This is a genomic window from Pseudomonas urethralis, assembly GCF_021602465.1.
In the GTDB taxonomy this organism is placed as follows: Bacteria; Pseudomonadota; Gammaproteobacteria; order Pseudomonadales; family Pseudomonadaceae; genus Aquipseudomonas; species Aquipseudomonas vlassakiae.
In genome coordinates this window covers 258,623-281,867 of the sequence record NZ_BQIJ01000007.1, presented here as the reverse complement: position 1 = coordinate 281,867, position 23,245 = coordinate 258,623, and the positions used below count along the sequence as shown (strand labels likewise).

21 protein-coding genes are annotated in these 23,245 nt (G+C 64.8%); 11 read left to right on the top strand and 10 right to left on the bottom strand.

The window, feature by feature from the left end; genetic code table 11:
* Positions 1-5: 5 nt before the first annotated feature.
* Positions 6-1,154 carry a patatin-like phospholipase family protein gene (locus L6D64_RS14445; RefSeq protein ID WP_176507174.1) on the top strand — a complete coding sequence of 383 codons (1,149 nt, stop codon included), beginning with the start codon at positions 6-8 and terminating at the stop codon, positions 1,152-1,154.
* A 112-nt stretch (positions 1,155-1,266) separates the two neighbouring features.
* Here L6D64_RS14445 and L6D64_RS14440 read toward each other — a convergent pair whose 3' ends face one another.
* The gene (locus tag L6D64_RS14440) at positions 1,267-2,010 is read right to left on the bottom strand and encodes an MlaA family lipoprotein (protein ID WP_371870300.1); all 744 of its coding nucleotides are present in this window, start codon (positions 2,008-2,010) and stop codon (positions 1,267-1,269) included.
* A 76-nt stretch (positions 2,011-2,086) separates the two neighbouring features.
* A complete protein-coding gene (locus L6D64_RS14435; RefSeq protein ID WP_176507172.1) occupies positions 2,087-3,385 on the bottom strand; it encodes an alpha/beta fold hydrolase family protein in 1,299 nt (432 codons plus the stop codon).
* 189 nt (positions 3,386-3,574) lie between these two features.
* Here L6D64_RS14435 and L6D64_RS14430 point away from each other — a divergent pair, with 189 nt between their 5' ends.
* Positions 3,575-3,940, top strand: coding sequence for a hypothetical protein (locus L6D64_RS14430; RefSeq protein ID WP_176507171.1), 366 nt, complete (start codon positions 3,575-3,577; stop codon positions 3,938-3,940).
* Positions 3,941-3,967: 27 nt separating this feature from the next.
* On the opposite strand, the gene L6D64_RS14425 is transcribed toward L6D64_RS14430, so the two are convergent.
* Positions 3,968-5,533, bottom strand: coding sequence for a glycoside hydrolase family 17 protein (locus tag L6D64_RS14425; protein WP_176507170.1), 1,566 nt, complete (start codon positions 5,531-5,533; stop codon positions 3,968-3,970).
* A gap of 196 nt (positions 5,534-5,729) precedes the next feature.
* On the opposite strand from L6D64_RS14425, the gene L6D64_RS14420 reads away from it, so the two are divergent.
* The 3 genes from L6D64_RS14420 to L6D64_RS14410 all read left to right on the top strand — a co-directional run bounded on the left by L6D64_RS14420 (position 5,730) and on the right by L6D64_RS14410 (position 8,833).
* A complete protein-coding gene (locus L6D64_RS14420) occupies positions 5,730-6,590 on the top strand; it encodes a glycine betaine ABC transporter substrate-binding protein (RefSeq protein ID WP_176507169.1) in 861 nt (286 codons plus the stop codon).
* 270 nt (positions 6,591-6,860) lie between these two features.
* On the top strand, positions 6,861-7,172 hold the full coding sequence (locus L6D64_RS14415; RefSeq protein ID WP_054886409.1) for a DUF485 domain-containing protein: 312 nt from the start codon (positions 6,861-6,863) through the stop codon (positions 7,170-7,172).
* Positions 7,169-8,833 carry a cation acetate symporter gene (locus tag L6D64_RS14410; protein WP_054886408.1) on the top strand — a complete coding sequence of 555 codons (1,665 nt, stop codon included), beginning with the start codon at positions 7,169-7,171 and terminating at the stop codon, positions 8,831-8,833. The genes L6D64_RS14415 and L6D64_RS14410 overlap by 4 nt, the downstream gene beginning before the upstream one ends.
* A gap of 53 nt (positions 8,834-8,886) precedes the next feature.
* On the opposite strand, the gene L6D64_RS14405 is transcribed toward L6D64_RS14410, so the two are convergent.
* The gene (locus tag L6D64_RS14405; protein ID WP_012271016.1) at positions 8,887-9,039 is read right to left on the bottom strand and encodes a DUF3309 family protein; all 153 of its coding nucleotides are present in this window, start codon (positions 9,037-9,039) and stop codon (positions 8,887-8,889) included.
* Between the two features lie 250 nt (positions 9,040-9,289).
* Here L6D64_RS14405 and L6D64_RS14400 point away from each other — a divergent pair, with 250 nt between their 5' ends.
* The gene (locus tag L6D64_RS14400; protein WP_176507168.1) at positions 9,290-10,099 is read left to right on the top strand and encodes an SDR family oxidoreductase; all 810 of its coding nucleotides are present in this window, start codon (positions 9,290-9,292) and stop codon (positions 10,097-10,099) included.
* Positions 10,100-10,227: 128 nt separating this feature from the next.
* A complete protein-coding gene (gene csrA, locus L6D64_RS14395; RefSeq protein ID WP_099814771.1) occupies positions 10,228-10,410 on the top strand; it encodes a carbon storage regulator CsrA in 183 nt (60 codons plus the stop codon).
* A gap of 153 nt (positions 10,411-10,563) precedes the next feature.
* On the opposite strand, the gene L6D64_RS14390 is transcribed toward csrA, so the two are convergent.
* The 5 genes from L6D64_RS14390 to mnmC form a co-directional block, all read right to left on the bottom strand.
* A complete protein-coding gene (locus tag L6D64_RS14390; protein ID WP_054886405.1) occupies positions 10,564-10,791 on the bottom strand; it encodes a YheU family protein in 228 nt (75 codons plus the stop codon).
* Between the two features lie 55 nt (positions 10,792-10,846).
* Complete coding sequence (locus L6D64_RS14385; RefSeq protein ID WP_176507167.1) at positions 10,847-12,031, bottom strand: osmoprotectant NAGGN system M42 family peptidase; 1,185 nt, start codon at positions 12,029-12,031, stop codon at positions 10,847-10,849.
* A gap of 126 nt (positions 12,032-12,157) precedes the next feature.
* Positions 12,158-13,903, bottom strand: a complete 1,746-nt coding sequence (gene ngg / locus L6D64_RS14380) for an N-acetylglutaminylglutamine synthetase (protein ID WP_176507166.1) — start codon at positions 13,901-13,903, stop codon at positions 12,158-12,160.
* A 3-nt stretch (positions 13,904-13,906) separates the two neighbouring features.
* Positions 13,907-15,694 (bottom strand): N-acetylglutaminylglutamine amidotransferase, encoded by a 1,788-nt coding sequence (locus L6D64_RS14375; RefSeq protein ID WP_176507165.1) that lies wholly within the window; start codon positions 15,692-15,694, stop codon positions 13,907-13,909.
* A gap of 449 nt (positions 15,695-16,143) precedes the next feature.
* On the bottom strand, positions 16,144-18,111 hold the full coding sequence (mnmC, locus tag L6D64_RS14370) for a bifunctional tRNA (5-methylaminomethyl-2-thiouridine)(34)-methyltransferase MnmC2/FAD-dependent 5-carboxymethylaminomethyl-2-thiouridine(34) oxidoreductase MnmC1 (RefSeq protein WP_236192478.1): 1,968 nt from the start codon (positions 18,109-18,111) through the stop codon (positions 16,144-16,146).
* Between the two features lie 106 nt (positions 18,112-18,217).
* Between mnmC and pap the strand changes: the two genes are divergently transcribed.
* Both pap and L6D64_RS14360 read left to right on the top strand, forming a co-directional pair.
* Positions 18,218-19,711, top strand: a complete 1,494-nt coding sequence (pap, locus tag L6D64_RS14365; RefSeq protein WP_176507393.1) for a polyphosphate:AMP phosphotransferase — start codon at positions 18,218-18,220, stop codon at positions 19,709-19,711.
* A gap of 117 nt (positions 19,712-19,828) precedes the next feature.
* Positions 19,829-20,782, top strand: a complete 954-nt coding sequence (locus L6D64_RS14360; protein WP_176507392.1) for a DMT family transporter — start codon at positions 19,829-19,831, stop codon at positions 20,780-20,782.
* Positions 20,783-20,853: 71 nt separating this feature from the next.
* On the opposite strand, the gene L6D64_RS14355 is transcribed toward L6D64_RS14360, so the two are convergent.
* On the bottom strand, positions 20,854-22,248 hold the full coding sequence (locus L6D64_RS14355; protein WP_176507391.1) for a class II fumarate hydratase: 1,395 nt from the start codon (positions 22,246-22,248) through the stop codon (positions 20,854-20,856).
* Between the two features lie 152 nt (positions 22,249-22,400).
* Here L6D64_RS14355 and L6D64_RS14350 point away from each other — a divergent pair, with 152 nt between their 5' ends.
* Positions 22,401-22,925 (top strand): DUF2059 domain-containing protein, encoded by a 525-nt coding sequence (locus tag L6D64_RS14350; protein ID WP_027918170.1) that lies wholly within the window; start codon positions 22,401-22,403, stop codon positions 22,923-22,925.
* A 10-nt stretch (positions 22,926-22,935) separates the two neighbouring features.
* On the top strand, positions 22,936-23,232 hold the full coding sequence (locus L6D64_RS14345; protein ID WP_176507390.1) for a BolA family protein: 297 nt from the start codon (positions 22,936-22,938) through the stop codon (positions 23,230-23,232).
* Positions 23,233-23,245 lie beyond the last annotated feature (13 nt).

The window sequence follows — 23,245 nt, the reverse complement described above, 5'->3', positions numbered from 1 at the left end:
AATCCATGGCGCCATCCCCGGTAACCGGTCTGATCCTCTCTGGCGGTGGCGCCCGCGCCGCCTATCAGGTCGGCGTCCTCGCCGGTATCGCCGAACTGCTGCCGCCCGGTGCGCACAATCCGTTCCCGGTCATCGTCGGCACCTCGGCCGGCGCCATCAACGCCGTCACCCTGGCCAGTGGTGCCAGCCGTTTCAACGACACCGTACAGCGCCTCACCGCCTTCTGGCAGAACTTCCGCAGCCACCTGGTGATCCGCAGCGACTGGCCTGGTGTGGTGCGCCAGGCCAGCCGTTTTGTCGGCCACAGCCTGTTGGGCCTGGGCGGGCAGGTGCCGGTCGCCCTGCTCGACAGCAGCCCCCTGCGAGGCCTGTTGCAATCGCACCTGGACCTGGATGGCATCGGCCATTCCATCGCCGCCGAGCAGTTGCGGGCGGTCGCCGTGACCGCCTTTGGTTACGAAAGCGGCCAGGCGGTGACCTTCTACCAGGGGCGCGGCACCATCGACGCCTGGCTGCGCCACCGCCGCATCGGCGTACCTACGCCATTGACCATCGATCACTTGCTGGCCAGCGCGGCCATCCCGCTGCTGTTCGCCCCGGTGCGCCTGGGCGACGAGTACTACGGTGACGGCGCGGTGCGCCAGTCGGCACCGATCAGCCCGGCCCTGCACCTGGGCGCCAGCCGGGTGCTGGTGGTCGGGGTCAGCGGCAACCCGCAGCGCCCGGCGGCGCCGTTGCCGACCCAGCGCGTGTTCAGCGGCCAGCAGCCGAGCCTGGCGCAGATTGGCGCGCACATGCTCAACAGCACGTTCATCGACAGCCTGGAGGACGATATCGAGCTGTTGCAGCGGCTCAACCACCTCAGCCGGTTGCTGCCGGCGCACCTGGATGCACGGCGCCTGGGGCTGGCGCCGATCGAGGTGCTGGTGGTAGCGCCCAGCCAACCGCTGGACGAGATTGCGGCGCGGCACCGACGCGAGCTGCCGGCGGCGTTGCGCCTGTTCCTGCGCGGCCCGGGGGCGACCCGGACCAGCGGAGCAGGGGTGTTGAGCTATCTGCTGTTCGAGGCCAGTTATTGCAGTGAACTGATCGAACTGGGGCGGCGCGATGCCCTGGCCAAGAAGCGCGAACTGTGCCAGTTCCTGGGGATTTGATGTCGCCGGTACTGGCCTCTCGCGGCTAAAGCTCCTACAGGGATTACCTCAGGCCTGAGACCAGCATTGGTACCTGCAGGAGCGGCTTCAGCCGCGAACAGGCCGGGCCTGCTTACTCGGCTATCTGCAGCTTGCGCGCCTGGGTGTACACATAACGCACCTTCTCATACTCGAACGGCGAGTTGAGCTGCCCATAACGGAATTTGGTGGTGTAGCGCTTGTCCACCACGCGCAAGGCAAAGATCTCCGGGTGATGCTCGCTGGCTTCGGCCACGTTCAGGTAATTGACCGCCTGCTCGCCGGCATAGTCCACCACCAGTCCGGTCGTGTCGCGCAGGTTTGACGGGCCGAGCACCGGCAGCATCAGGTACGGCCCCTCCGGCACGCCATAGAACCCCAGGGTCTGGCCAAAGTCCTCGCTCTGGCGCGGCAGGCCCATGCTGGTGGCCGGGTCCCACAAGCCGCCCACGCCGATGATGGTGTTGAACATCAGCCGCGCGGTGATCTCCGCCGAGCGTTTGGCCTTGAGCTGCAGCACGCTGTTGAACAGGTTCGGTATGTCACCCAGGTTGTTGAAGAAGTTGCTCACCCCAGTGCGCACGAAGCTGGGCGTGACGTACTGGTAACCGCTGACCAGCGGCAGCAGCACCCATTGGTCAAGGCGGTAGTTGAAGTGGTAGATGCGCCGGTTCACCGACTCCAGCGGGTCGTACACGTTCAGCGCTTCCAGGGTCGAGCGTTCGAATTCGCGCTGGTCCAGCCCTGGGTTGAATTTCAATTCGCGCAGCGGGTCGATGAAACCGTCGGCCTCTGGTGTCAGCGGCGCCTGGGTGACTTGCGGGTCGGCTTCGACCACGCTGGCCCGTGGTGCGGTTTCGGCTGCCAGGGCATTGCCGGCGGCGACGAGCAGCGCGGTGGCGAGGAGGAATTGGTTAGCCACGGAAGAACTCCAGCATGGCGTCGCTGTTGACGCGGTAATTGAGGTTGCCGCAATGGCCGCCATGGGGGTAAAGGGTCAGGCGATCGCCGAACACCTTGCGCAGGAAGCCGATATCACCGGGGCCGAGGATGACGTCGTCGGCGTTGTGCATCACGGCGATCTTGTCGCTGTTGCGCAGGTAGTCTTCCAGCGCATACAGGCTGACCTGGTTGACCAGCTGCAGGATGCTGTTGCCATCGGTACGCGCGCGCCACATCGGGATCACCTGTTCGGTCATGTAGCAGTCGAAGTCGCATTGCAGCGCCCGTTTGAAGAACGGCGTCAGGCTGCTGCCCTCGGTGATCGGGAACTTCGGCGGAATGATCAGGCCGCGGCGGTTGATCAGGTCGGAAGTAAAGGCGATGTCGGCCGCCGAGAAGCGGAACGAGGTGCCGATGAGCATGGCCATCTGTTCATTGGACAGGTGCTGTTTCGACTGCTGGAAGTCGTACAGCAGAGCGTCGTTGAGGTCGATGTAGCCCTTGTCCTGGAAGTAGCGGGTGAGCTTCGCCAGCATCAGTTCGTAGAAGGTCGTGCTGCGGTCGATGCCCTTGACCTGGGTCTGCACCAGTTTGTCCAGGTTGTTGATCGAGGTGTACAGGTTGACCGGCGGGTTGAGCAGCAGCACGCGCTTGAAGTTGAAACTGCGGCGGGTTTCGTCGAGGTGGCTGACGAAGGCAGCGTCCAGCGCGCCCAGGCTGTAGCCGGTCAGGTAGTACTCGCTGACCGGCAGGCGCGGGTGTTGGGCACGCACGGCCTGCATCACCCGGTACAAGTCCTCGGCGTCCTCCTGGCTGACCCCGGGGGTGGCGAAGCGCGAGGCGGCGCTCATGAAGTCGTAGCTGGTCGGCGACGACAGCTGCACCACGTGGTAGCCGGCCTGGTAGAACAACTTCTTGAGGTATTCGTTGATGCTGCTGGAGTAGGGCGCACCGGTACCGGCGATGAGGAAGATCAGCGGCGCCTCGTGGTCCTGGCGTGCCAGGCGATACTTGAGCTTCTTCACTGCCCAGAAGTTGTCGGGCAGGGAGAACTCGCGCTCCGGGCGCAGGTTCAGGCTGTAGTCGGACTGGTCGATGTCATCGTCGCTGGGCAGGGTCGGGCGCTGCTCCGGCGGCGTAGTGGCGATGGTCGCCTCGAACGGGTTGGTCAAGGGGTAGCCGTAGCTGGCGGCGTCGATATCCCGCGCCGAAGCGGCCGCAGCCATGAGCAGGCCGCCAAGTAGGGCGGCGAGGCGCCAAGATCGAAGCATGTATTCCCCCAGAAAGATCAAGGTCGTGCAGTACGCAGGCTAGGACCACGGTTGCCTGGGCAAAGTTGCCGAGTGCGGTGGCCTTTGGTGTGCTTGTTATCTGCAACATAGCTGCAGGGTTGTGATTTTGCCTTACAACAGGGCTTGGGCGATCATGGATGATTTCGATTACCGCTATTGGAGAACGGGATGTCTCGATCGCTGCCGGGCGCTCTATTGCTGATGTTTCTGGCCATCTGGCTCGCCGCCAGTTATGGCGTGCGCTATGGGCTGATGGAAGATGGCCAGTGGGTGGGGCTGTGCTCGACGCCGGGCGACCACTGGCAATGCCAGGTGCGTTCGCTGCTGGGGCTGGGCATTCATTTCCAGGTGTTGGCCTGGGCCGGGCTGGCGCTGGCCTTGCTGGCGCAGTGGGTTGCCGGGCGTGCCGGGTGGTGGCTGGCGGTGCTGGCGCTGTTCTTCGGCATTCCTGCCCTGGTGCTGTATACCGCCAGCATCGCGGTGTTCGTGGTGGTGCTGGCCGGGTTGCGCCTGGTCCGGCAACCTGCCGCCTAGGTGCTGCAAGGCCGCTCCCACAAAAACTCAGTGCTTGCTGGTAATCCGCAAGCTCCGCCACAAGGCTGCAGTCATCAACACACTGACCACCGCCCAGCCCCAGGCCTGCTGGTTCTCCAACCCTTCCCGAAACAGCTGCGGCAACACCCCGGCGCCGACGATGAAGGCCAGCAACGCCACCTCCGCTCGCCGCGCCGCCACCGGCCTCAGCAGGTACACCAGCGCCGGCAGTGCCAGCGCCACGCTGGGGAAGCTGCGGTAGCGCGGGTCGAACACCATCGCCAGCATGCTCACCGCCGCTGCAAAACCGGCCGCGAGCAACAGCCAACCCGCCCGAGCCTGCATAGCGTCGAACAGCCGCCGACGCCAGCCGTCGCGGTGGGCGAGGGAAAGGGCCGCATGCATCAGCACCAGCAGGTTCAACCCGGCAAGCACCACCGCCCACACCCATTCCCCGGCAAACCGCGCATGGGTGCGCATCAACTCGCCCCACAAGCCCAGGCAGCCCGCAGCGAACGCGGCCAGCACCGGCAACAGCAGGGCTGCCAGCGGTGTGGCGGGGCGCCCGGCCATCAGCAGCGTGGCCGCCATCAACAGCGCGCTCGCCAGCAACCACTGCGGCCAGTAATGCAAATTGCTGACCGGCCCTTCGAGCACGCCTTTGTCCTGCCGGTCGGCATCGTACAGCCCCCAATAGCCGCCCACGGCGCCTTCACTGGCGCGCTTCCACGGCTGGTCGAAGGCTTCGATCAGGTTGTAGTGCCAGCCATTGGCCTCGGCCATGCTGACGAAACCACGGATGAAACGCGCCTCGTTGGCCCGGCTGGGCACCGCGGTCTCGCGTTGGCGACCTTCGCTGGGCCACCCGGTTTCGCCGATGAAGATGTCCTTGGGCGCGAAACGGTTGCCGAACACCTGGCGCACGTCGGCAACATGGGCCAGGGCATCGTCGATGCCGCGTGGGTCGTCTTCCCAGTAGGGCAGCAGGTGGATGGTCAGGAAGTCCACGGCCGGCGCCACCTGAGGGTGCTGCAACCAGAACTCCCAGACATCGGCATAGGTCACCGGCACCCTGACCTGGCTTTTCACCTTTGCGATCAGCGCGGCCAGCTGCTCGCCGGTCACTTCCTTGCGCAGCAGCGCCTCGTTGCCGACGATGACTGCGCTGACCACGTCCGGGTTGGCATTGGCGGCGGCAATCAGCGCGTCCACTTCCTTGTTGGTGTCGACCGGGTTGGCGTTGACCCAGGCGCCGAGCATGACCTTCAGCCCATGCTTGCGCGCCAGCGCCGGGATTGCCTCAAGGCCGGTCATCGAATAGGTGCGGATGCACTGGAATCGCTCGGCCAGCAACGCCAGGTCGGCATCCATGCGCGCCGGGCGCAGGCGGAAAGGTTGGTCGAAGGGCGACTGGTCCTTGTCGAACGGGGTGTACGACGCACACTGCAATTTATGCGTGGGGCTGGCCGCGTCGGGCAACTGCACCGGCTTGCCCAGCCCGTACCAGAGCGCTCCCAGCCCGAGCAGGGCGAGCAGGCAGGCGAGCAGGTACAACGGCAGCAGGCGGGAGGCATCAGGCATCGGGCGGTCCATCGTCAGGCGCAAAACGTTAGATAGTAGCCTGACGCCAAACCTTTGGCATGCAAGGATCGCGCAGGGCGCTGTAGCTCGATGCCGCTAATGGCACAGTGCTGTCGCCTATGGTGTGGTACAGGTCGCAGTGGGAGCAGGTCGCGCTTTGTTGCAGGAAGATGATGCAATCTCCAAGACCTGACGAGGGGATGCTTTGATGGCTACTTTTACAAGAATGCGCCGTTTCCTGGGGGTGGGCACCGCCCTGGTATTGACCATGGGCGCTGCACAGGCCATGGCCAAAGAAGTCAGCATTGGTTACGTGGATGGCTGGGCTGACAGCGTGGCGACCACCAACGTCGCCGCAGAAGTGATCAAGCAGAAACTCGGTTACGACGTGAAGCTGCAGGCCGTGGCCACCGGCATCATGTGGCAGGGTGTGGCCACCGGCAAGCTCGACGCCATGCTCTCGGCCTGGCTGCCGGTCACGCACGGTGAGTACTGGACCAAGAACAAGGACAACGTGGTCGACTACGGCCCGAACTTCAAGGATGCCAAGATCGGCCTGATCGTCCCCGAGTACGTCAAGGCCGTGAGCATTGCCGACCTCAAGACCGATACCAGCTTCAAGCAGAAGATCGTCGGTATCGATGCGGGTTCGGGGGTGATGCTCAAGACCGACCAGGCCATCAAGGACTACGACCTGACCGGCTACAAGTTGCAGGCCAGCTCCGGCGCGGCCATGACCGCCGAACTGGGCCGCGCGTATGCCAAGCAGCAGTCGATTGCAGTGACTGGCTGGGTGCCGCATTGGATGTTCGCCAAGTGGAAGCTGAAATTCCTCGAAGACCCGAAAGGCGTATATGGCGCGGCAGAGACCGTGAACAGCATCGGCAGCAAGGAACTGGCGACCAAGGCGCCGGAAGTCGCGGAGTTCCTGAAGAAATTCCAGTGGCAGTCCAAGGATGAGATCGGCGAGGTGATGCTGGCGATTCAGGAAGGCGCCAAGCCTGAGGCAGCGGCCAAGGACTGGGTGGCCAAGCACCCGGACCGGGTGAAGGACTGGACTGGCAAGTAAACAACCCTTCTGGGCCGGTTTTGATTGATCGCGGATAAATCCGCTTCTACAGGGTGAGTTGCGCCCCATTGGTTGGACAAGAATCCAACCGCAGGGGCCCAGTTCAGGGGCCCGGTAGGAGCGGATTTATCCGCGATGGGCCATCACGTTGTTACGCAATCGGTAAAACACCGTTGCATCTAAGACTAAGGTCGTCTGGTTGGCGTCCAACAGCTGCATAAAGTAAGGGTGTGGGTTCCATCCCCTACCTGTGCTGCTAGGACAAAAACAATGAACGACAGCATTTACCTCTCGATACAAAACAGCCCGCGCTTCAAGGAGCTGGTCAGCAAACGTGAACGGTTCGCCTGGATTCTCTCGGCGATCATGCTTGGCCTCTACTGCGCCTTCATCCTCCTGATCGCCTACGGTCCACAGATTCTGGGCACCAAGCTCAGCCCTGGCTCGTCGATTACCTGGGGCATTCCCCTGGGCGTCGGCCTGATCGTTTCGGCATTCGTCCTGACCGCCATCTACGTGCGCCGCGCCAACGGTGAATTCGATGAGCTGAACAAGGCCATCCTGAAGGAGGCGCAACAATGATTCGCCACGCCAAAGCCCTGGCCATCATGGCCTGCGGAGCCTTCGCACCCGCCGTGTGGGCCGCCGATGCCCTGACCGGCGAGGTGCAGAAACAACCGCTGAACGTCCCTGCGATCGCCATGTTCGTGGCCTTCGTCGCCTTCACCCTCGGTATCACCTACTGGGCCTCCAAGCGCAACAAGTCGGCGGCTGACTACTACGCCGCCGGTGGCAAGATCACCGGCTTCCAGAACGGCCTGGCGATTGCCGGCGACTACATGTCGGCGGCCTCGTTCCTGGGTATTTCGGCCCTGGTGTTCACCTCTGGCTACGATGGCCTGATCTACTCGATCGGCTTCCTGGTCGGCTGGCCGATCATCCTCTTCCTGATTGCCGAACGCCTGCGCAACCTCGGCAAGTACACCTTCGCCGACGTTGCCTCGTACCGCCTTGGGCAAAAGGAGATCCGCACGCTGTCGGCCTCCGGTTCGCTGGTGGTGGTGGCGTTCTACCTGATCGCGCAGATGGTCGGCGCGGGCAAGTTGATCGAGCTGCTGTTTGGCCTGGATTACCACGTCGCGGTGATCCTGGTGGGTATCCTGATGTGCCTGTATGTGCTGTTCGGCGGCATGCTGGCCACCACCTGGGTGCAGATCATCAAGGCCGTGTTGCTGCTGTCCGGTGCCAGCTTCATGGCGCTGATGGTGATGAAACACGTCGGCTTCGACTTCAATACGCTGTTCTCCGAAGCGATCAAGGTGCACGCCAAGGGCGAGGCGATCATGAGCCCGGGTGGCCTGGTGAAAGACCCGATCTCGGCGTTCTCCCTGGGCCTGGCGCTGATGTTCGGTACCGCTGGCCTGCCGCACATCCTGATGCGCTTCTTCACCGTCAGTGACGCCAAGGAAGCCCGCAAGAGCGTGCTGTACGCCACCGGCTTCATCGGCTACTTCTACATCCTGACCTTCATCATCGGCTTTGGCGCGATCCTGCTGGTCAGCACCAATCCGGACTTCAAGGACGCCGCTGGCGCCCTGATCGGCGGCAACAACATGGCGGCGGTGCACCTGGCCGATGCCGTGGGCGGCAGCGTGTTCCTCGGCTTCATCTCGGCCGTGGCCTTCGCCACCATCCTGGCGGTGGTTGCCGGCCTGACCCTGGCCGGTGCCTCGGCGGTTTCCCACGACCTTTACGCCAGCGTCTGGCGCAAGGGCAAGGCCAACGACAAGGACGAGATCCGCGTGTCGAAGATCACCACCATCGCCCTTGGCGTGCTGGCGATCGGCCTGGGCATCCTGTTCGAGAAGCAGAACATCGCCTTCATGGTCGGCCTGGCGTTTTCCATTGCCGCCAGCTGCAACTTCCCGGTACTGCTGCTCTCGATGTACTGGAAGAAGCTGACCACCCGCGGCGCCATGATCGGCGGCTGGCTGGGCCTGGTGAGCGCGGTGACGCTGATGATCCTTGGCCCGACCATCTGGGTGCAGATCCTCGGCCATGAGAAAGCCATCTACCCGTATGAATACCCGGCGCTGTTCTCGATGATCATCGCCTTCATCGGGATCTGGTTCTTCTCGATCACCGACAAGTCCAAGGCAGCGGATGACGAACGTGCCAAGTTCTTCCCGCAGTTCGTTCGCTCGCAGACCGGCCTGGGCGCTTCCGGCGCGGTTTCGCACTGATCCACCGGCAATGAAAAAACCGCGCCTTGGCGCGGTTTTTTCATGGGCTGCGGCTAGATCATGCCTAGCAGCAATAGCACCAGCAGAATCACCAGCACCACGCCAACGATGCCGGACGGGCCGTAGCCCCAGCTGCGCGAGTGCGGGAAGACCGGTAAGCCACCAATCAGCAGAAGGATCAGGATGATGATGAGAATCGTGGTCATGACGGAGTCCTTGCGTGGTTGAAGGTCAAGGGCCTCGGACTGCTGGCCTCTTGTAAATTCGGACTGTTGCCGCTTGTGAAAGATTCCATTTGTGTATTGCCTGTAGCGGCCTCTTCGCGGCTAACGCCGCGAAGAGGCCGGCACCGACTACACAGTCATGCCCGGCCATTCACTATCCTGATGGATCCTGCCTCCGGCCGAAGCCTTGATTAGACTCGCTGCACAACCTGTCAGAACAAGGCGTGCCACCATGCAAAACCGCATCATGATCACTGGCGCCGGCTCCGGCCTTGGCCGCGAGATCGCCCTGCGCTGGGCGCGTGAGGGCTGGCACCTGGCGCTGGCCGATGTCAACGAAGCGGGCCTGCGCGAAACCTTGGCGCTGGTGCGGGGTGCAGGGGGCGAGGGCTTCGTCCAGCGTTGCGACGTGCGCGACTACAGCCAGCTCACCGCCCTGGCCCAGGCCTGCGAAGAGAAGTTCGGCGGCATCGATGTGATCGTCAACAATGCCGGCGTTGCCTCGGGCGGCTTCTTCGCCGAGCTGTCGCTGGAAGACTGGGACTGGCAGATTGCGGTCAACCTGATGGGCGTGGTCAAGGGGTGCAAGGCGTTCCTGCCGCAGCTGGAGCGCAGCAAGGGCCGCATCATCAACGTCGCGTCAATGGCGGCGCTGATGCAGGGGCCTGGCATGAGCAACTACAACGTGGCCAAGGCCGGGGTGCTGGCTCTTTCGGAGAGCCTGTTGGTGGAGCTGCGCCAGCTCGAGGTGGCGGTGCACTGCGTGTGCCCGTCGTTCTTCCAGACCAACCTGCTCGACTCGTTCCGTGGGCCCAACCCGGCGATGAAGGCCCAGGTCGGCAAGCTGCTGGAAGGCTCGCCGATCAGCGCGGCGGATATCGCCGACTACATCCACCAGCAAGTCGCGGCGGGTGAGTTCCTGATCCTCCCCCATACGGCCGGGCGCGAGGCTTGGCAGCTCAAACGCCAGGCGCCGGAGCGGCTGTACGATGAGATGGCGGACATGGCGGTGAAGATGCGGGCCAAGGCGCAGCCGCGTTGATTGTAGGAATTGTCTGTAGGAGAAATTACCTGCCTGCGTAGGCTTGCTCTGAATTGCAGGCGAAGTATTGTCCAGAGGAATATCCCTAAGCACTCTGCGGTCTTTTCCTGTTGTGAGAGGGCCGGGACATGTTGGTGATCACGCGTGAAATCGGTGAAGTCATCACCATTGGTGACGATATTCGGATCAAGGTAGTGGAAACGCGCAATGGCGTGGTGCGCTTTGGCGTGGATGCGCCGCGCAAGGTGCCGGTGCACCGGGCCGAAGTCTATCGGCGGATCAAGGCTGCGCTGGCGCGCAAGGCTGATTGACCTGCACCGGCCTCTGTGGGAGCGGCCTTGCGTCGCGAAAGGGCCGCAAAGCGGCCCCAGGATATCAGCGACTACGCCGAGATTGCTGGGGCTGCTCTGCAGCCCTTTCGCGACGCAAGGCCGCTCCCACAGGACCCGCGACAAGGCACGATGTCACTCGAGCAGCTCGCGGGGTACGTCATGCCTGGCCAGCAGCTGGCACTGCTGGCTCTCCGGGTCGAACAGGATGAACGCCTGGCCCTTGGCCAACGCCTGGCGCACCCGCAGCACACGGGTCTCCAGCGGGGTATCGTCGCCGTTATCGGTACCGTCGCGGGTGACGAAGTCTTCGATCAGGCGGGTCAGGGTTTCGGCTTGCAGTTGGTCGTAGGGGATCAGCATGGGCAGCGCACAGTCTCGTTCATGAGGGTCTGCATGCTACGCGATTCCACGGCCATCAGCTTTTGTTTCCTACCAGGCTGTCCACGGCCGGCACGCGGGTATCGCTCTCCATCTGTGCATCGTGCTCCAGCTGGTGGCTGAAGCGCTCGAGCGAGGCATTGGCCGGTTGCGAGTCGCTGGCAAACACAGGTGGGCTGAGCAGGTAGGCCGAAAGCAGGCGGCTGAGCGCAGCCAGGCTGTCGATATGGGTACGTTCGTAGCCATGGGTGGCATCGCAGCCGAACGCCACCAGCGCGGTGCGGATGTCATGCCCGGCGGTCACGGCCGAGTGGGCATCGCTGAAGTAGTAGCGGAACAGGTCGCGGCGCACCGGCACGTCCTGGTCGCCGGCCAGTTTCAGCAGGTGGCGTGACAGGTGGTAATCGTATGGCCCGGACGAGTCCTGCATGGCCACGCTCACCGCATGCTCGCTGGAGGCCTGGCCGGGGGCGACCGGGGCGATGTCGATGCCGACGAACTCGCTGACATCCCAGGGCAGGGCAGCGGCGGAACCGGAGCCGGTTTCCTCGGTGATGGTGAACAGCGGGTGGCAGTCGATCAGCGGCTGGCGGCCGCTTTCCACCACTGCCTTGAGGGCGGCCAGCAGGGCTGCCACGCCGGCTTTGTCGTCCAGGTGACGGGCGCTGATGTGGCCGCTTTCGGTGAACTCTGGCAGTGGGTCGAAGGCGACGAAATCACCGATGGCAATGCCCAGCGTTTCACAATCGGCGCGGGTGGTGCAGTAGGCATCCAGGCGTACCTCGACATGTTCCCAGCTGATCGGCATCTGGTCGATGGCGGTGTTGAAGGCATGCCCGCTGGCCATCAACGGCAATACGCTGCCACGGAATACGCCAGTGTCGGTGAACACGCTGACCCGGCTGCCCTCGGCGAAGCGGCTCGACCAGCAGCCTACCGGGGCCAGGGCCAGGCGGCCGTTGTCCTGCAACTGGCGCACGCTGGCGCCGATGGTGTCGAGGTGGGCCGAGACGGCGCGGTCGGGCGAGCTTTGCCGGCCCTTGAGGGTGGCACGGATGGTGCCGCGGCGGGTCAGTTCGAAGGGGATGCCCAGTTCGTCCAGGCGTTCGGCCACGTAACGCACGATGGTATCGGTGAAACCGGTCGGGCTGGGGATGGCGAGCATCTCCAGCAGGACGCGCTTCATGTAGTCGAGGTCGGGTTCGGGGAGTCGATCGGACATGGGGATTCCTCGTTTCCTGTGCTGGCCTCTTCGCGGCTGAAGCCGCTCCTGCAGGAACGGCGACGCTATCAGGGGGTGTGAAATCCCTGTGGGAGCGGGTTTACCCGCGAAGAGGGCATTGATGTGTTACGCCAAAGGCCGGCTATGCGGGAACAGCAAATCGACAAACCGCTCGGCCGTCGGCTGCGGCTCATGATTGGCCAGCCCGGCCCGCTCGTTGGCTTCGATGATCACGTAATCCGGTTGCTCGGCATCGCGCACCATGAAGTCCAGGCCCACCACCGGAATTTCCAGCGCGCGCGCCGCACGCACCGCCGCATCTGCCAGCACCGGGTGCAGGCGTTCGGTGACGTCTTCCAGGGTGCCACCGGTATGCAAGTTGGCCGTGCGACGCACCGCCAGGCGCTGGCCGGCAGGCAGCACGTCGTCATAGCCGTGCCCGGCACTGTGCAGGGTGCGTTCGGTCTCGTCGTCCAGCGGGATGCGGCTTTCGCCACCGGTCGCCGCCTGGCGCCGGCGGCTCTGCGCCTCGATCAGCTGACCAATGCTGTGCTTGCCGTCACCGATCACCTGGGCCGGGTGGCGAATCGCCGCCGCCACCACTTCATAGCCGATCACCAGAATGCGCAGGTCGCTGCCGGCATGGAAGCTCTCCAACAGCACCCGGCTGTCGAAGCGGCGGGCGCTTTCCACGGCCTGTGTCACTTCCTCGATGCTGGTGAGATTGACCGCCACCCCCTGGCCCTGCTCGCCGTCCACAGGCTTGACCACCACCGCGCCATGCTCGTCGAGAAACGCCAGGTTGTCGTCGGCATTGCCGGCCAGCTGCTGCGCCGGCACCTGCAGCCCGGCGTTGCGCAGGGCATGCTGGGTAAGGCGTTTGTCCTGGCACAAGGTCATGGTCACGGCACTGGTCAGGTCACTCAGCGACTCGCGGCAGCGGATCCGGCGCCCGCCCAGGCTGAGGGTGAACAGACCGGCAGCGGCATCGTCGACCTGCACCTCGATACCGCGGCGCAACGCCTCGTCGACGATGATGCGGGCGTATGGGTTGAGGCCGGCTTCCGGGCCGGGGCCGAGAAACAGCTGCTGGTTGATGCCATTCTTGCGCTTGACCGCAAAGGTCGGCAGGTTGCGGAACCCGAGTTTCTCGTACAGCCGCTTGGCCTGGTGGTTGTCGTGCAGCACCGACAGGTCGAGGTAGGCCAGGCCCCGGCTCATGAAGTGCTCGACCAGGTGGCGCACCAGCACCTCGCCAACCCCCGGACGGGTGCACTGAGGGTCCACGGCCAGGCACCACAGGCTGCTGCCGTGTTCGGGATCGTCGAACGCCTTGCTGTGGTTCAGGCCCATGACACTGCCGATCACCGCGCCGCTGTCCTCATCTTCGGCCAGCCAGTACACCGGGCCACCAAGGTGGCGGGGGGTGACCAGCTCGGGGTCGACCGGCAGCATCCCGCGCGCCTGGTACAGGGTATTGATCGCCTGCCAGTCGCTGGGGGTTTGCGCCCGGCGCACACGAAAGCCGCGGAACACCCGCTGCGCCGGGCGGTAATCGGTGAACCACAGGCGCAAGGTGTCGGAAGGGTCGAGAAACAGCTGCTGCGGTGCCTGGGCGAGCAACTGCTGGGGGGCGGCCACGTAGAGGGCGATATCGCGCTCGCCGGGGCGCTCCTCCTGCAAGGCGGCGGCCAGGCTGGCTGGGTCCGGGTAGGTATGACCGATCAGCAGACGCCCCCAACCGCAGTGCAATACACGCGGCTGGTCGTGGGGCTCGCTGCCGTCGCCGGCCAGGCGCGCCTGCAAGCGCTCGTAGGACGGCGCCTGGCCGCGCAGAAGGCGCTGACCGTAGGCGATTTCGTGGGTTTTCATCGGTCAGATTCCTTGTTCGCTGAGCCACAGGTTCAGGGCCGCCAGCTGCCACAGTTTGGAACCGCGCAGCGGGGTGAGCTGGCCGTGCGGATTGCTCAGCAGGCGGTCAAGCATGGCCGGGTTGAACAGGCCACGGTCCTGGCTTGGGTCGGTCAGCAGGTCGCGCACCCAGCCGAGCGTTGCGCCTTCCAGGTGCTTGAGGCCGGGCACCGGGAAGTAGCCCTTCTTGCGGTCGATCACCTCGTGGGGGATCACCCGCCGCGCGGCTTGCTTGAGCACCTGCTTGCCGCCGTCGGGCAGCTTGAAGCGTGCCGGAATGCGTGCCGACAGTTCGACCAGGCGGTAGTCGAGGAACGGGGTGCGCGCCTCCAGGCCCCAGGCCATGGTCATGTTGTCGACCCGTTTGACCGGGTCATCGACCAGCATCACCGTACTGTCCAGGCGTAATGCCTTGTCCACGGCTTCGGGGGCGCCGGGGCGGGCGAAGTGCTCGCGGACGAAGTCGCCGGCCGCGTCGGTCTCCAGCAGCCATGGGGCCTGGACCGTGTCGCGGTACTCGTCATGGCTGCGGTCGAAGAAGGCGTCGCGGTAGGCGGCGAAGGCATCCTCGGCACCGTTCACCTTCGGGTACCAGTGGTAGCCGGCGAACAGCTCGTCGGCGCCCTGGCCGCTCTGCACGCCCTTGCAATGCTTGGCCACTTCCCGCGACAGCAGGTAGAAGGCGATACAGTCGTGGCTGACCATCGGTTCGCTCATGGCACGGAAGGCCGCCGGCAACTGCTCGATGACCTCGTGCTCGGCGATGCGCAGCTGGTGGTGGCGGGTGCCGTAGTGCTTGGCGATCAGGTCGGAATACTGGAACTCGTCACCGCGCTCGCCGCCGGCATCCTCGAAGCCGATGGAGAAGGTCGACAGGTCGTCCACCCCGACCTCCCGCAGCAGGCCGACCAGCAGGCTGGAATCGACACCGCCAGACAGCAGTACGCCGACGTCCACGGCGGCGCGCTGGCGGATGGCCACGGCGTCGCGGGTGGCGTCGAGCACGCGGGTGGTCCAGCCTTCCAGGTCGAGGTCGCGCTCGTCCGGGTTGGGGCCATAGTGCAACTGCCACCAGGTCTGGCGCTCGACTTCGCCGTGACGGTCGATGCGCATCCAGGTGCCGGGCTCGAGCTTCTGCACATTGGCCAGCAAGGTGCGCGGTGCGGGCACCACGGCGTGGAAGTTGAGGTAGTGGTTGAGCGCCACCGGGTCGATCATCGGATCGATATCGCCCCCCTTGAGCAGCGCCGGCAGTGTCGAGGCGAAACGCAGGCGCTCGCCGTTGCGCGACAGGTACAGCGGCTTGACGCCCAGGCGGTCGCGGGCCAGGAACAGGCGCTGGTTGTCGCGCTCCCAGATGGCCAGGGCGAACATGCCGTTGAGCTTGGGCAGCAAGGCCGCGCCCCAGGCGTGGTAGCCCTTGAGCAGCACCTCGGTGTCGCCGTCGGACCAGAAACTGTAGCCCAGCGCCTGCAATTCCTGGCGCAGCTCGGGGAAGTTGTAGATGGCGCCGTTGAAGGCCAGTGACAGGCCCAGGGTGTTGTCGACCATCGGCTGTGCCGAACCGTCGGACAGATCCATGATCTTCAGGCGGCGGTGGCCGAGGGCGATCGGGCCCTGGCTATGGAAGCCCCAGGCGTCGGGGCCACGGGGCGCCAGGTGGTGGGTTATGCGCTCTACCGCAGCCAGGTCGGCTGGGCGAGGGGCCTGGTCGATGGGGGTGAAACGCAACTCTCCTGCTAATCCGCACATAGGTCCTTACCGGTTTTTCCGTTGGGGAATGAGTGCCCCGGATTAGGGCACCCTGTAAGGAACTGACCTGTGCGGTTTGTGGGAGTTTTAGATCGATCTGTTATAAGCGGGGGTGAGGCTTGAAGTTTAGGCCGATCAATCTGTGTCGCCTGTGAGATCGAGCGCCGCCCGCGCGGCGCATCGCGGGCAAGCCCGCTCCCACATCTGTTTCGGGCCAATTTCGCCTGTGCCGCCAACAGGGACCGCCTTGTTTGTTCCTTTCGAAATTGTGGTGGGCGCTACTGCTTTTCATCGATTTTCGGTCATGCACCAAGGCGGATCCTGTTGGCGGTACAGGACAGACTGGCCCGAAACAGATGTGGGAGCGGGCTTGCCCGCGATGCGCCGCGCGGGCGGCGCTCGATCTCACAGGCGCTGCAAATCCATCGCCATACGCCCCCAGCCCCCCCTCACTTCCCGCGAATCAGCCGGCGCAGCATGAACCGGTTCGGGTGGCAGGCCTCAGCCACCGCCCGTGGCAACGGCAACGGTTCGCCACTGGCCCAGGCCGCAATCAGCTCGCCACTCAACGGCGCCGTGATCAACCCTCGCGAGCCATGCCCACTGTTCACATACAGCCCATCCAGCCACGGGCACGCCACCTCTGGTACCTGTCGCGCATCTTTGCCGAGCACGGCATACGCCTGGGCAAACACTTCAGGGTCGGCGACCGGGCCGACTATCGGCAGGTAATCCGGACTGGTGCAGCGAAACGCTGCCCGCCCCTGCAGTCGCTCGGCGTCGAGTGCCTCCGCGCCCAGCCGTGCGGCCAGGTCGGTGGAAATCTCATCCAGCAACGCCAGGTTGCCTTGGTGCTCGGCAACGGTCGGGGTCAGGTCATCATTGTGGAAGTCGAAACTGGCGCCCAAGGTGTGCTCATCACCCCGGGGCGGTGCGACGTAGCCATCGGCACACACCACGGTGCGCAAGGCACGGCTGGCTTCGGTGGCGGGCAGGCGCGTGATCTGCCCGCGAATGCGCTTGAGCGGCAGTTGCGCGCAAGGCGCGAAGCGGCGCACATCGGCGGCCCCGGCCAGCACCACCAGCGGCGCGCTGGCCAGCAAACGCTCCCCATCCCAGGCCTGCCACAGGCCGTCGGCCTTGCGCAGCTCGACCACATCTTGATGGAGTTGAACGCGAATGTTCGGGTGCTGCAACTGCGCCTGGCACAAGGCAGGCGGGTGGACCCAGCCACCCTCGGGGTAGAACAGGCCGCCCGCAGGCAGCGCCACCCCGGCAATCGCTTCGGCATCAGCCTGCTCCAGCGCCCGCAGCAGGCTGCTGTCGAAGGCCTCGGCAAGCTTGGCCTGGCGCGCGCCTTCCTGGCTGTCGAAGGCCAGCTGCAGCACACCGCAGGCGTCCCAATCGCGGCCACGCTGCAACCGTTCGAGCTGGCGCCGGGTAAAGCCGAAACCGGCCAGGATCATCTGCGACAAGGCGGTGCCATGGGCGGACAACTTCAGGTACAGCACACCCTGCGGGTTGCCCGAAGCCTCCTGCGCGGGCGCCGCGTGGCGTTCCAGCACCGTGACCTGCCAGCCGCGTGCGGCCAGGCTGGCGGCGCTGGCGCTGCCCGCCAGGCCGGCACCGATCACCAGTGCCTGGCGCGGGCCTGCAACAGGCGCGGGGCGGGCGTACCAGGGCGTGGCGATGGCCGGCGATGGATGGCCGGTGTATTCGCCACTCATCACCTCCCACTTCTTGCCGATGCCTGGGATCTTCTTCATGGTGAAGCCCGCATCGATCAGCCCGCGGCGTACCCAACCGGTGGTGGTGAAGGTGCCCAGCGCGGTGCCGGGGTGGGCCAGCCTTGCCAACTGGCCGAACAGCTCCGGGGTCCACATGTCAGGGTTCTTCGCGGGGGCGAAGCCGTCGAGAAACCACACGTCGATGCTGGCGTCGAGCTGCGGCAGTTGCTCCAGTACGTCGCCGATCAGCAGGGTCAGGGTGACCCGGCCGTTGTCGAAACTGAACTGCTGGAAGCCCGGGTGCACTGCCACGTACTGCGCCAGGAAGGGCTCGGTGAAAGCCGCCATCTCCGGCCACAAGCGCGCGGCGCGAGCCATGTCGTCGCGGCCGAGCGGGTACTTCTCGACGCTGATGAAATGCAGGCGTGCATCGGCAGGGGCCTGTTCGGTGAACAGCTGCCAGGCGCAGAAGAAGTTCATGCCGGTACCGAAGCCGGTCTCGCCGATCACCAGGCAAGCGTGTGGGGCCAGGGCGGCGAAGCGCTGCGCCAGGCGCGTCTGTTCGAGGAATACGTAGCGGGTTTCGTCGGTGCCTTCATTCTTGGAGAAATAGACGTCGTCGTACTGCCGCGAGTGGGGGCGGCCCTGGTCGTCCCAGTCGATCTGGGCATGCTGGAGGAGGGTGGACATGGTTGGCTCGGTTGCAGCGGATGTGCGGATTTTATGTCATCTGCCGGGTTTGCGCAGGCGCTACGCAAATCCGCTAGTCTTGCTTATCCAATGAAGGAGCCAGTGCATGTTCGAATCCGCAGAAATCGGTCACAGCATCGACAAGGAAACCTACGACGCAGAAGTGCCTGCCTTGCGCGAAGCGCTGCTTGAGGCGCAATACGAACTCAAACAGCAGGCGCGGTTCCCGGTGATCGTGCTGATCAATGGCATCGAAGGCGCCGGCAAGGGCGAAACGGTCAAGCTGCTCAACGAGTGGATGGACCCGCGCATGATCGACGTGCTCACCTTCGACCAGCAGACCGATGAAGAACTGGCCCGGCCACCGGCCTGGCGTTACTGGCGAGCGTTGCCACCCAAAGGGCGGATGGGTGTGTTCTTCGGCAACTGGTACAGCCAGATGCTGCAGGGGCGGGTCCATGGCCAGTTCAAGGACGCCGTGCTCGACCAGGCCATCACCGGTGCCGAACGGCTTGAGCAGATGCTCTGCGACGAAGGCGCACTGATCATCAAGTTCTGGTTCCACCTGTCCAAGAAGCAGATGAAGGCGCGCCTGAAATCGCTCAAGGACGACCCGTTGCACAGCTGGAAGATCAGCCCGCTGGACTGGCAGCAGTCGGAAACCTACGACCGTTTCGTGCGCTTCGGCGAACGCGTGCTGCGCCGCACCAGCCGCGATTACGCGCCGTGGCATATCGTCGAAGGCGTCGACCCGAACTACCGCAGCCTGGCGGTGGGGCGCATCCTGCTGGAAAGCCTGCAGGCGGCGCTGGCCAACAACCCCAAGGGCAAGCACCAGGGCAACGTCGCTCCGCTGGGCCGGAGCATCGATCAGCGCAGCCTGCTCGGTGCCCTGGACCTGACCGTGCGCCTGGACAAGCAAGACTACCAGGAGCAGCTGGTCACCGAACAAGCCCGCCTGGCCGGCCTGCTGCGCGACAAGCGCATGCGCCGGCATGCCCTGGTGGCGGTGTTCGAAGGCAACGATGCCGCCGGCAAGGGCGGCGCCATCCGCCGCGTGGCGGCCGCGCTGGACCCGCGCCAGTACCGCATCGTGCCGATTGCCGCGCCCACCGAAGAAGAGCGTGCGCAGCCTTACCTGTGGCGATTCTGGCGGCACATCCCGGCGCGCGGCAAGTTCACCATCTTCGACCGCTCCTGGTACGGCCGGGTGCTGGTGGAGCGGGTGGAGGGCTTCTGCACGCCGGCCGACTGGATGCGTGCCTACAGCGAAATCAATGACTTCGAAGAGCAATTGGTCAATGCCGGCGTGGTGGTGGTCAAGTTCTGGCTGGCGATCGACCAGCAGACCCAGCTGGAGCGCTTCGAGGAGCGCGAGCAGATCCCGTTCAAGCGCTACAAGATCACCGAGGACGACTGGCGCAACCGCGACAAGTGGGACGATTACACCCAGGCCGTGGGCGACATGGTCGACCGCACCAGCAGCGAGATCGCACCGTGGACGCTGGTCGAAGCCAATGACAAGCGCTGGGCGCGGGTGAAGGTGCTGCGCACGATCAACCAAGCCCTGGAGGCAGCTTTCGCCAAGGACAAGAAATAGCCAGGCATGCCGCCGAGGAATGACCCGATGAATTTATTTCCCGGCATTTTCCTCCGGCTCGGTGCTCCAAGCCCTTAGAATTCGGTTACCCCCACCAAGGGCACATTCGAGGACTGTATGCACACAACTTCCGGCCGTTGGGGCTACGGCCTGTTTCTGGCACTGCTGACCGCGCTGCTCTGGGGCATCCTGCCGATCAAGCTCAAGCAGGTGCTGCAGGTGGTCGACCCGATGACCGTCACCTGGTATCGCCTGCTGGTTTCCGGCGGCGTGCTGTTCGCCTGGCTGGCCGCGCAGCGGCGCCTGCCGTCGCTGCGCAAGCTGGCGCCCAAGGGCAAGGCCCTGATCGTGGTCGCCGTGTTCGGGCTGATGGGCAACTATGTGCTGTACCTGATCGGCCTGAACCTGCTGAGCCCGGGCACTGCCCAGCTGGTGGTGCAGATCGGCCCGGTGTTGTTGCTGGTGGCCAGCATGTTCGTGTTCAAGGAGCGCTTCAGCCTGGGGCAGGGCATTGGCCTGCTGGTGCTGCTGGGCGGTTTCGGCCTGTTCTTCAACCAGCGCCTGGAAGAGCTGCTGACCTCGCTGGGCGCCTACACCACGGGTGTGCTGACCATTCTCCTGGCCACCAGCATCTGGGTGTTCTATGCCCTGAGCCAGAAGCAGCTGCTGACGGTGTGGCATTCGCAGCAGGTGATGATGGTCATCTACCTGAGTTGTGCGGCCCTGTTGACGCCCTGGGTGCATCCGCTGGAGGCGCTGCAATTGAGCCCGGTGCAGGGGTGGCTGTTGCTGGCCTGTTGCCTGAATACCCTGGTGGCCTATGGCGCGTTTGCCGAGGCGTTGGCGCATTGGGAGGCGTCACGGGTGAGCGCCACGCTGGCGCTGACACCGCTGGTGACCTTTGTCGCGGTGGCGCTGGCTGCCGTAGTGTGGCCTGAGTATGTGCACGCCGAAGACATCAATACCCTGGGCTATATAGGCGCGGTGACGGTGGTGGCGGGGTCGAGCCTGGTGGCGCTGGGGCCTTCGCTGGTGGCCGGGTGGCGCGCCAGAAGAGCACGCCTGGCTTGAACTGGAGGGTTGCCTGTGCCGGCCTCTTCGGGGGTTCAACCGCGAAGAGGCCGGCACAGGGTTTACATCATTCAGCCCTTGCCGCCAGGCGCAAGCATGTGCTCCGGCCTGACCCACTGGTCGAACTGCTCGTTGGTCAGGTACTTCAACTCCAGCGCCGCCTCACGCAAGGTCTTGCCCTCGCTGTAGGCCTTCTTGGCTATCTCCGCCGCCTTGTCATAGCCAATGTGCGGGTTCAGCGCCGTCACCAGCATCAGGCCACGTTCCAGATGCGCCGCCATCTGTTCGGCATCCGGCTCGATTCCGGCCACGCAATGCTGCTGGAAGTTGCGGCAACCATCGGCCAGCAGCTCGATCGATTGCAGCAGGTTGTGGATGATCACCGGCTTGAACACGTTCAGTTGCAGGTGACCCTGGCTGGCGGCAAAGCCGATTGCCGCGTCGTTGCCCAATACCTGGCAGGCCAGCATCGACAGCGCCTCGCACTGGGTCGGGTTGACCTTGCCGGGCATGATCGAGCTGCCCGGCTCGTTGGCCGGCAGGCGCACTTCGGCCAGCCCGGCCCGCGGGCCGGAACCGAGCAGGCGCAGGTCGTTGGCGATCTTCATCAGCGCCACTGCCAGGGTCTTCAGCGCACCGGCCAGGCTGGTCAGCGGCTCATGGCCGGCGAGGGCGGCGAACTTGTTGGGGGCAGTGACGAAGGGCAGGCCGGAGAGGGCGGCCAGCTCGGCGGCCACGGCCTCGGCAAAACCATGCGGAGCGTTCAGCCCGGTGCCGACGGCGGTGCCGCCCTGCGCCAGCTCGCACACCGCCGGCAAGGTGGCGCGGATGGCGCGCTGGGCGTAGTCGAGCTGGGCGACGAAGGCCGACACCTCTTGGCCGAAGGTGATCGGTGTGGCATCCATCATGTGCGTGCGGCCGGTCTTGACCAGCTTGCTGTGGCGCGCCGACAGCTCGGCCAGGCCCGACGACAGCTCGGCGATCGCCGGCAGCAGCTTGTCGTGTACCGCCTGGGCGGCGGCGATGTGCATGGCGGTGGGGAAGCAGTCGTTGGAGCTCTGCGAGCGGTTGACGTGATCGTTGGGGTGGACTGGCGCCTTGCCGCCGCGGCCTTTGCCGGCCAGCTCGTTGGCGCGCCCGGCGATCACCTCGTTGACGTTCATGTTGCTCTGGGTGCCGCTGCCGGTCTGCCAGACGACCAGCGGGAACTGGTCGTCATGCTCGCCATCGAGCACTTCGTCGGCGGCTTGTTCGATCAGCCGGGCGATGTCGGCGGGCAGGTCGCCGTTGCGGTCGTTGACCCGCGCGGCGGCTTTCTTGATCAGTGCCAGGGCGTGCAGCACCGCGAGCGGCATGCGTTCCTTGCCAATGGCAAAGTTGATCAGCGAGCGCTGGGTCTGCGCGCCCCAGTAGGCGTCCTCAGGAACTTCGACCGGCCCCAGGCTGTCTGTCTCGATACGGCTCATGCTGCGTTCACTCCTTGTCAGTCAGAATCAGCAGTTTAGGCCCTCATGCGTGCGAGCGGTTCATTCGCTCGTCGTGCCACTTGAGCGCTGCGCCCCTGCGGGAGCAGAATGCTCTACTCTGAGGTACCGCCTCCCCTCCTGAAGGAAATGCAATGACCCGTCTCCGTGTCCTCTGTGCTGCCGTCGCCCTGGCCTGTGCCAGCGGCCAGGTACTCGCTGCCACCGCCAGCCACAATGCTGCCGCCGAGAAATTCCTGACCCTGGCCAATGCCGACAAGCTGGGCACTCCGGTGTACATGCAGGTCCAGCAGATGTTCGCCCAGCGCTTCGCCCAGACCAAGGCCCCAGCCTCCAAGCAGCCGGTGCTCGAGAGCTACCAGGCCAAGGCCAACGCTGCCCTGGACAACGCCATCGGCTGGAACAAGCTGAAGCCGAAGATGGTCGACCTGTACACCCAGACCTTCACCGAGCAAGAGCTCAAGGACCTGGTCAAGTTCTACGAGTCGCCGCTGGGCAAGAAAGTCCTGCGTGAAATGCCCAAGGTCACCCAGCAGTCGGCCCAGCTGACCCAGACCAGCCTGGAACCGGCGGTACCTGTGGTCAACAAGCTGCTCGACGACATGACCAAGGAGCTGGACCCGAACGCTGGCAAGGCCGCCGCCCCGGCCAAGAAGTGAGTAACACCCGATGAGCATGCAGCACCGCATCGAGCAGCAACTGGCCGCGCTGGCCCCGCAACACCTTGAAGTGCACAACGAAAGCCACATGCACAGCCGTGGCCAGGAAACCCACTACAAGGCGGTGATCGTCAGCGAGCAGTTCGCCGGGCTCAACAGCGTCAAGCGCCACCAGAAGGTCTACGCCACCATGGGTGAGCTGATGGGCGAGATCCACGCCCTGGCGATTCACACCTACACGGCCGAGGAGTGGGCCAAGGTGGGTGTGGCGCCTGCCTCGCCGGTGTGTGCTGGCGGCGGGCACTGAATCCTTTCCGGCA

Excerpts from the sequence above, each read along its gene's own strand:
- L6D64_RS14445 (WP_176507174.1), top strand. The coding sequence starts at position 6 with ATGGCGCCATCCCCGGTAACCGGTCTGATCCTCTCTGGCGGTGGCGCC.
- L6D64_RS14435 (WP_176507172.1), bottom strand. The coding sequence starts at position 3,385 with ATGCTTCGATCTTGGCGCCTCGCCGCCCTACTTGGCGGCCTGCTCATG.
- L6D64_RS14430 (WP_176507171.1), top strand. The coding sequence starts at position 3,575 with ATGTCTCGATCGCTGCCGGGCGCTCTATTGCTGATGTTTCTGGCCATC.
- L6D64_RS14425 (WP_176507170.1), bottom strand. The coding sequence starts at position 5,533 with ATGGACCGCCCGATGCCTGATGCCTCCCGCCTGCTGCCGTTGTACCTG.
- L6D64_RS14420 (WP_176507169.1), top strand. The coding sequence starts at position 5,730 with ATGGCTACTTTTACAAGAATGCGCCGTTTCCTGGGGGTGGGCACCGCC.
- L6D64_RS14415 (WP_054886409.1), top strand. The coding sequence starts at position 6,861 with ATGAACGACAGCATTTACCTCTCGATACAAAACAGCCCGCGCTTCAAG.
- L6D64_RS14410 (WP_054886408.1), top strand. The coding sequence starts at position 7,169 with ATGATTCGCCACGCCAAAGCCCTGGCCATCATGGCCTGCGGAGCCTTC.
- L6D64_RS14405 (WP_012271016.1), bottom strand. The coding sequence starts at position 9,039 with ATGACCACGATTCTCATCATCATCCTGATCCTTCTGCTGATTGGTGGC.
- L6D64_RS14400 (WP_176507168.1), top strand. The coding sequence starts at position 9,290 with ATGCAAAACCGCATCATGATCACTGGCGCCGGCTCCGGCCTTGGCCGC.
- csrA (WP_099814771.1), top strand. The coding sequence starts at position 10,228 with ATGTTGGTGATCACGCGTGAAATCGGTGAAGTCATCACCATTGGTGAC.
- L6D64_RS14390 (WP_054886405.1), bottom strand. The coding sequence starts at position 10,791 with ATGCTGATCCCCTACGACCAACTGCAAGCCGAAACCCTGACCCGCCTG.
- L6D64_RS14385 (WP_176507167.1), bottom strand. The coding sequence starts at position 12,031 with ATGTCCGATCGACTCCCCGAACCCGACCTCGACTACATGAAGCGCGTC.
- ngg (WP_176507166.1), bottom strand. The coding sequence starts at position 13,903 with ATGAAAACCCACGAAATCGCCTACGGTCAGCGCCTTCTGCGCGGCCAG.
- L6D64_RS14375 (WP_176507165.1), bottom strand. The coding sequence starts at position 15,694 with ATGTGCGGATTAGCAGGAGAGTTGCGTTTCACCCCCATCGACCAGGCC.
- mnmC (WP_236192478.1), bottom strand. The coding sequence starts at position 18,111 with ATGTCCACCCTCCTCCAGCATGCCCAGATCGACTGGGACGACCAGGGC.
- pap (WP_176507393.1), top strand. The coding sequence starts at position 18,218 with ATGTTCGAATCCGCAGAAATCGGTCACAGCATCGACAAGGAAACCTAC.
- L6D64_RS14360 (WP_176507392.1), top strand. The coding sequence starts at position 19,829 with ATGCACACAACTTCCGGCCGTTGGGGCTACGGCCTGTTTCTGGCACTG.
- L6D64_RS14355 (WP_176507391.1), bottom strand. The coding sequence starts at position 22,248 with ATGAGCCGTATCGAGACAGACAGCCTGGGGCCGGTCGAAGTTCCTGAG.
- L6D64_RS14350 (WP_027918170.1), top strand. The coding sequence starts at position 22,401 with ATGACCCGTCTCCGTGTCCTCTGTGCTGCCGTCGCCCTGGCCTGTGCC.
- L6D64_RS14345 (WP_176507390.1), top strand. The coding sequence starts at position 22,936 with ATGAGCATGCAGCACCGCATCGAGCAGCAACTGGCCGCGCTGGCCCCG.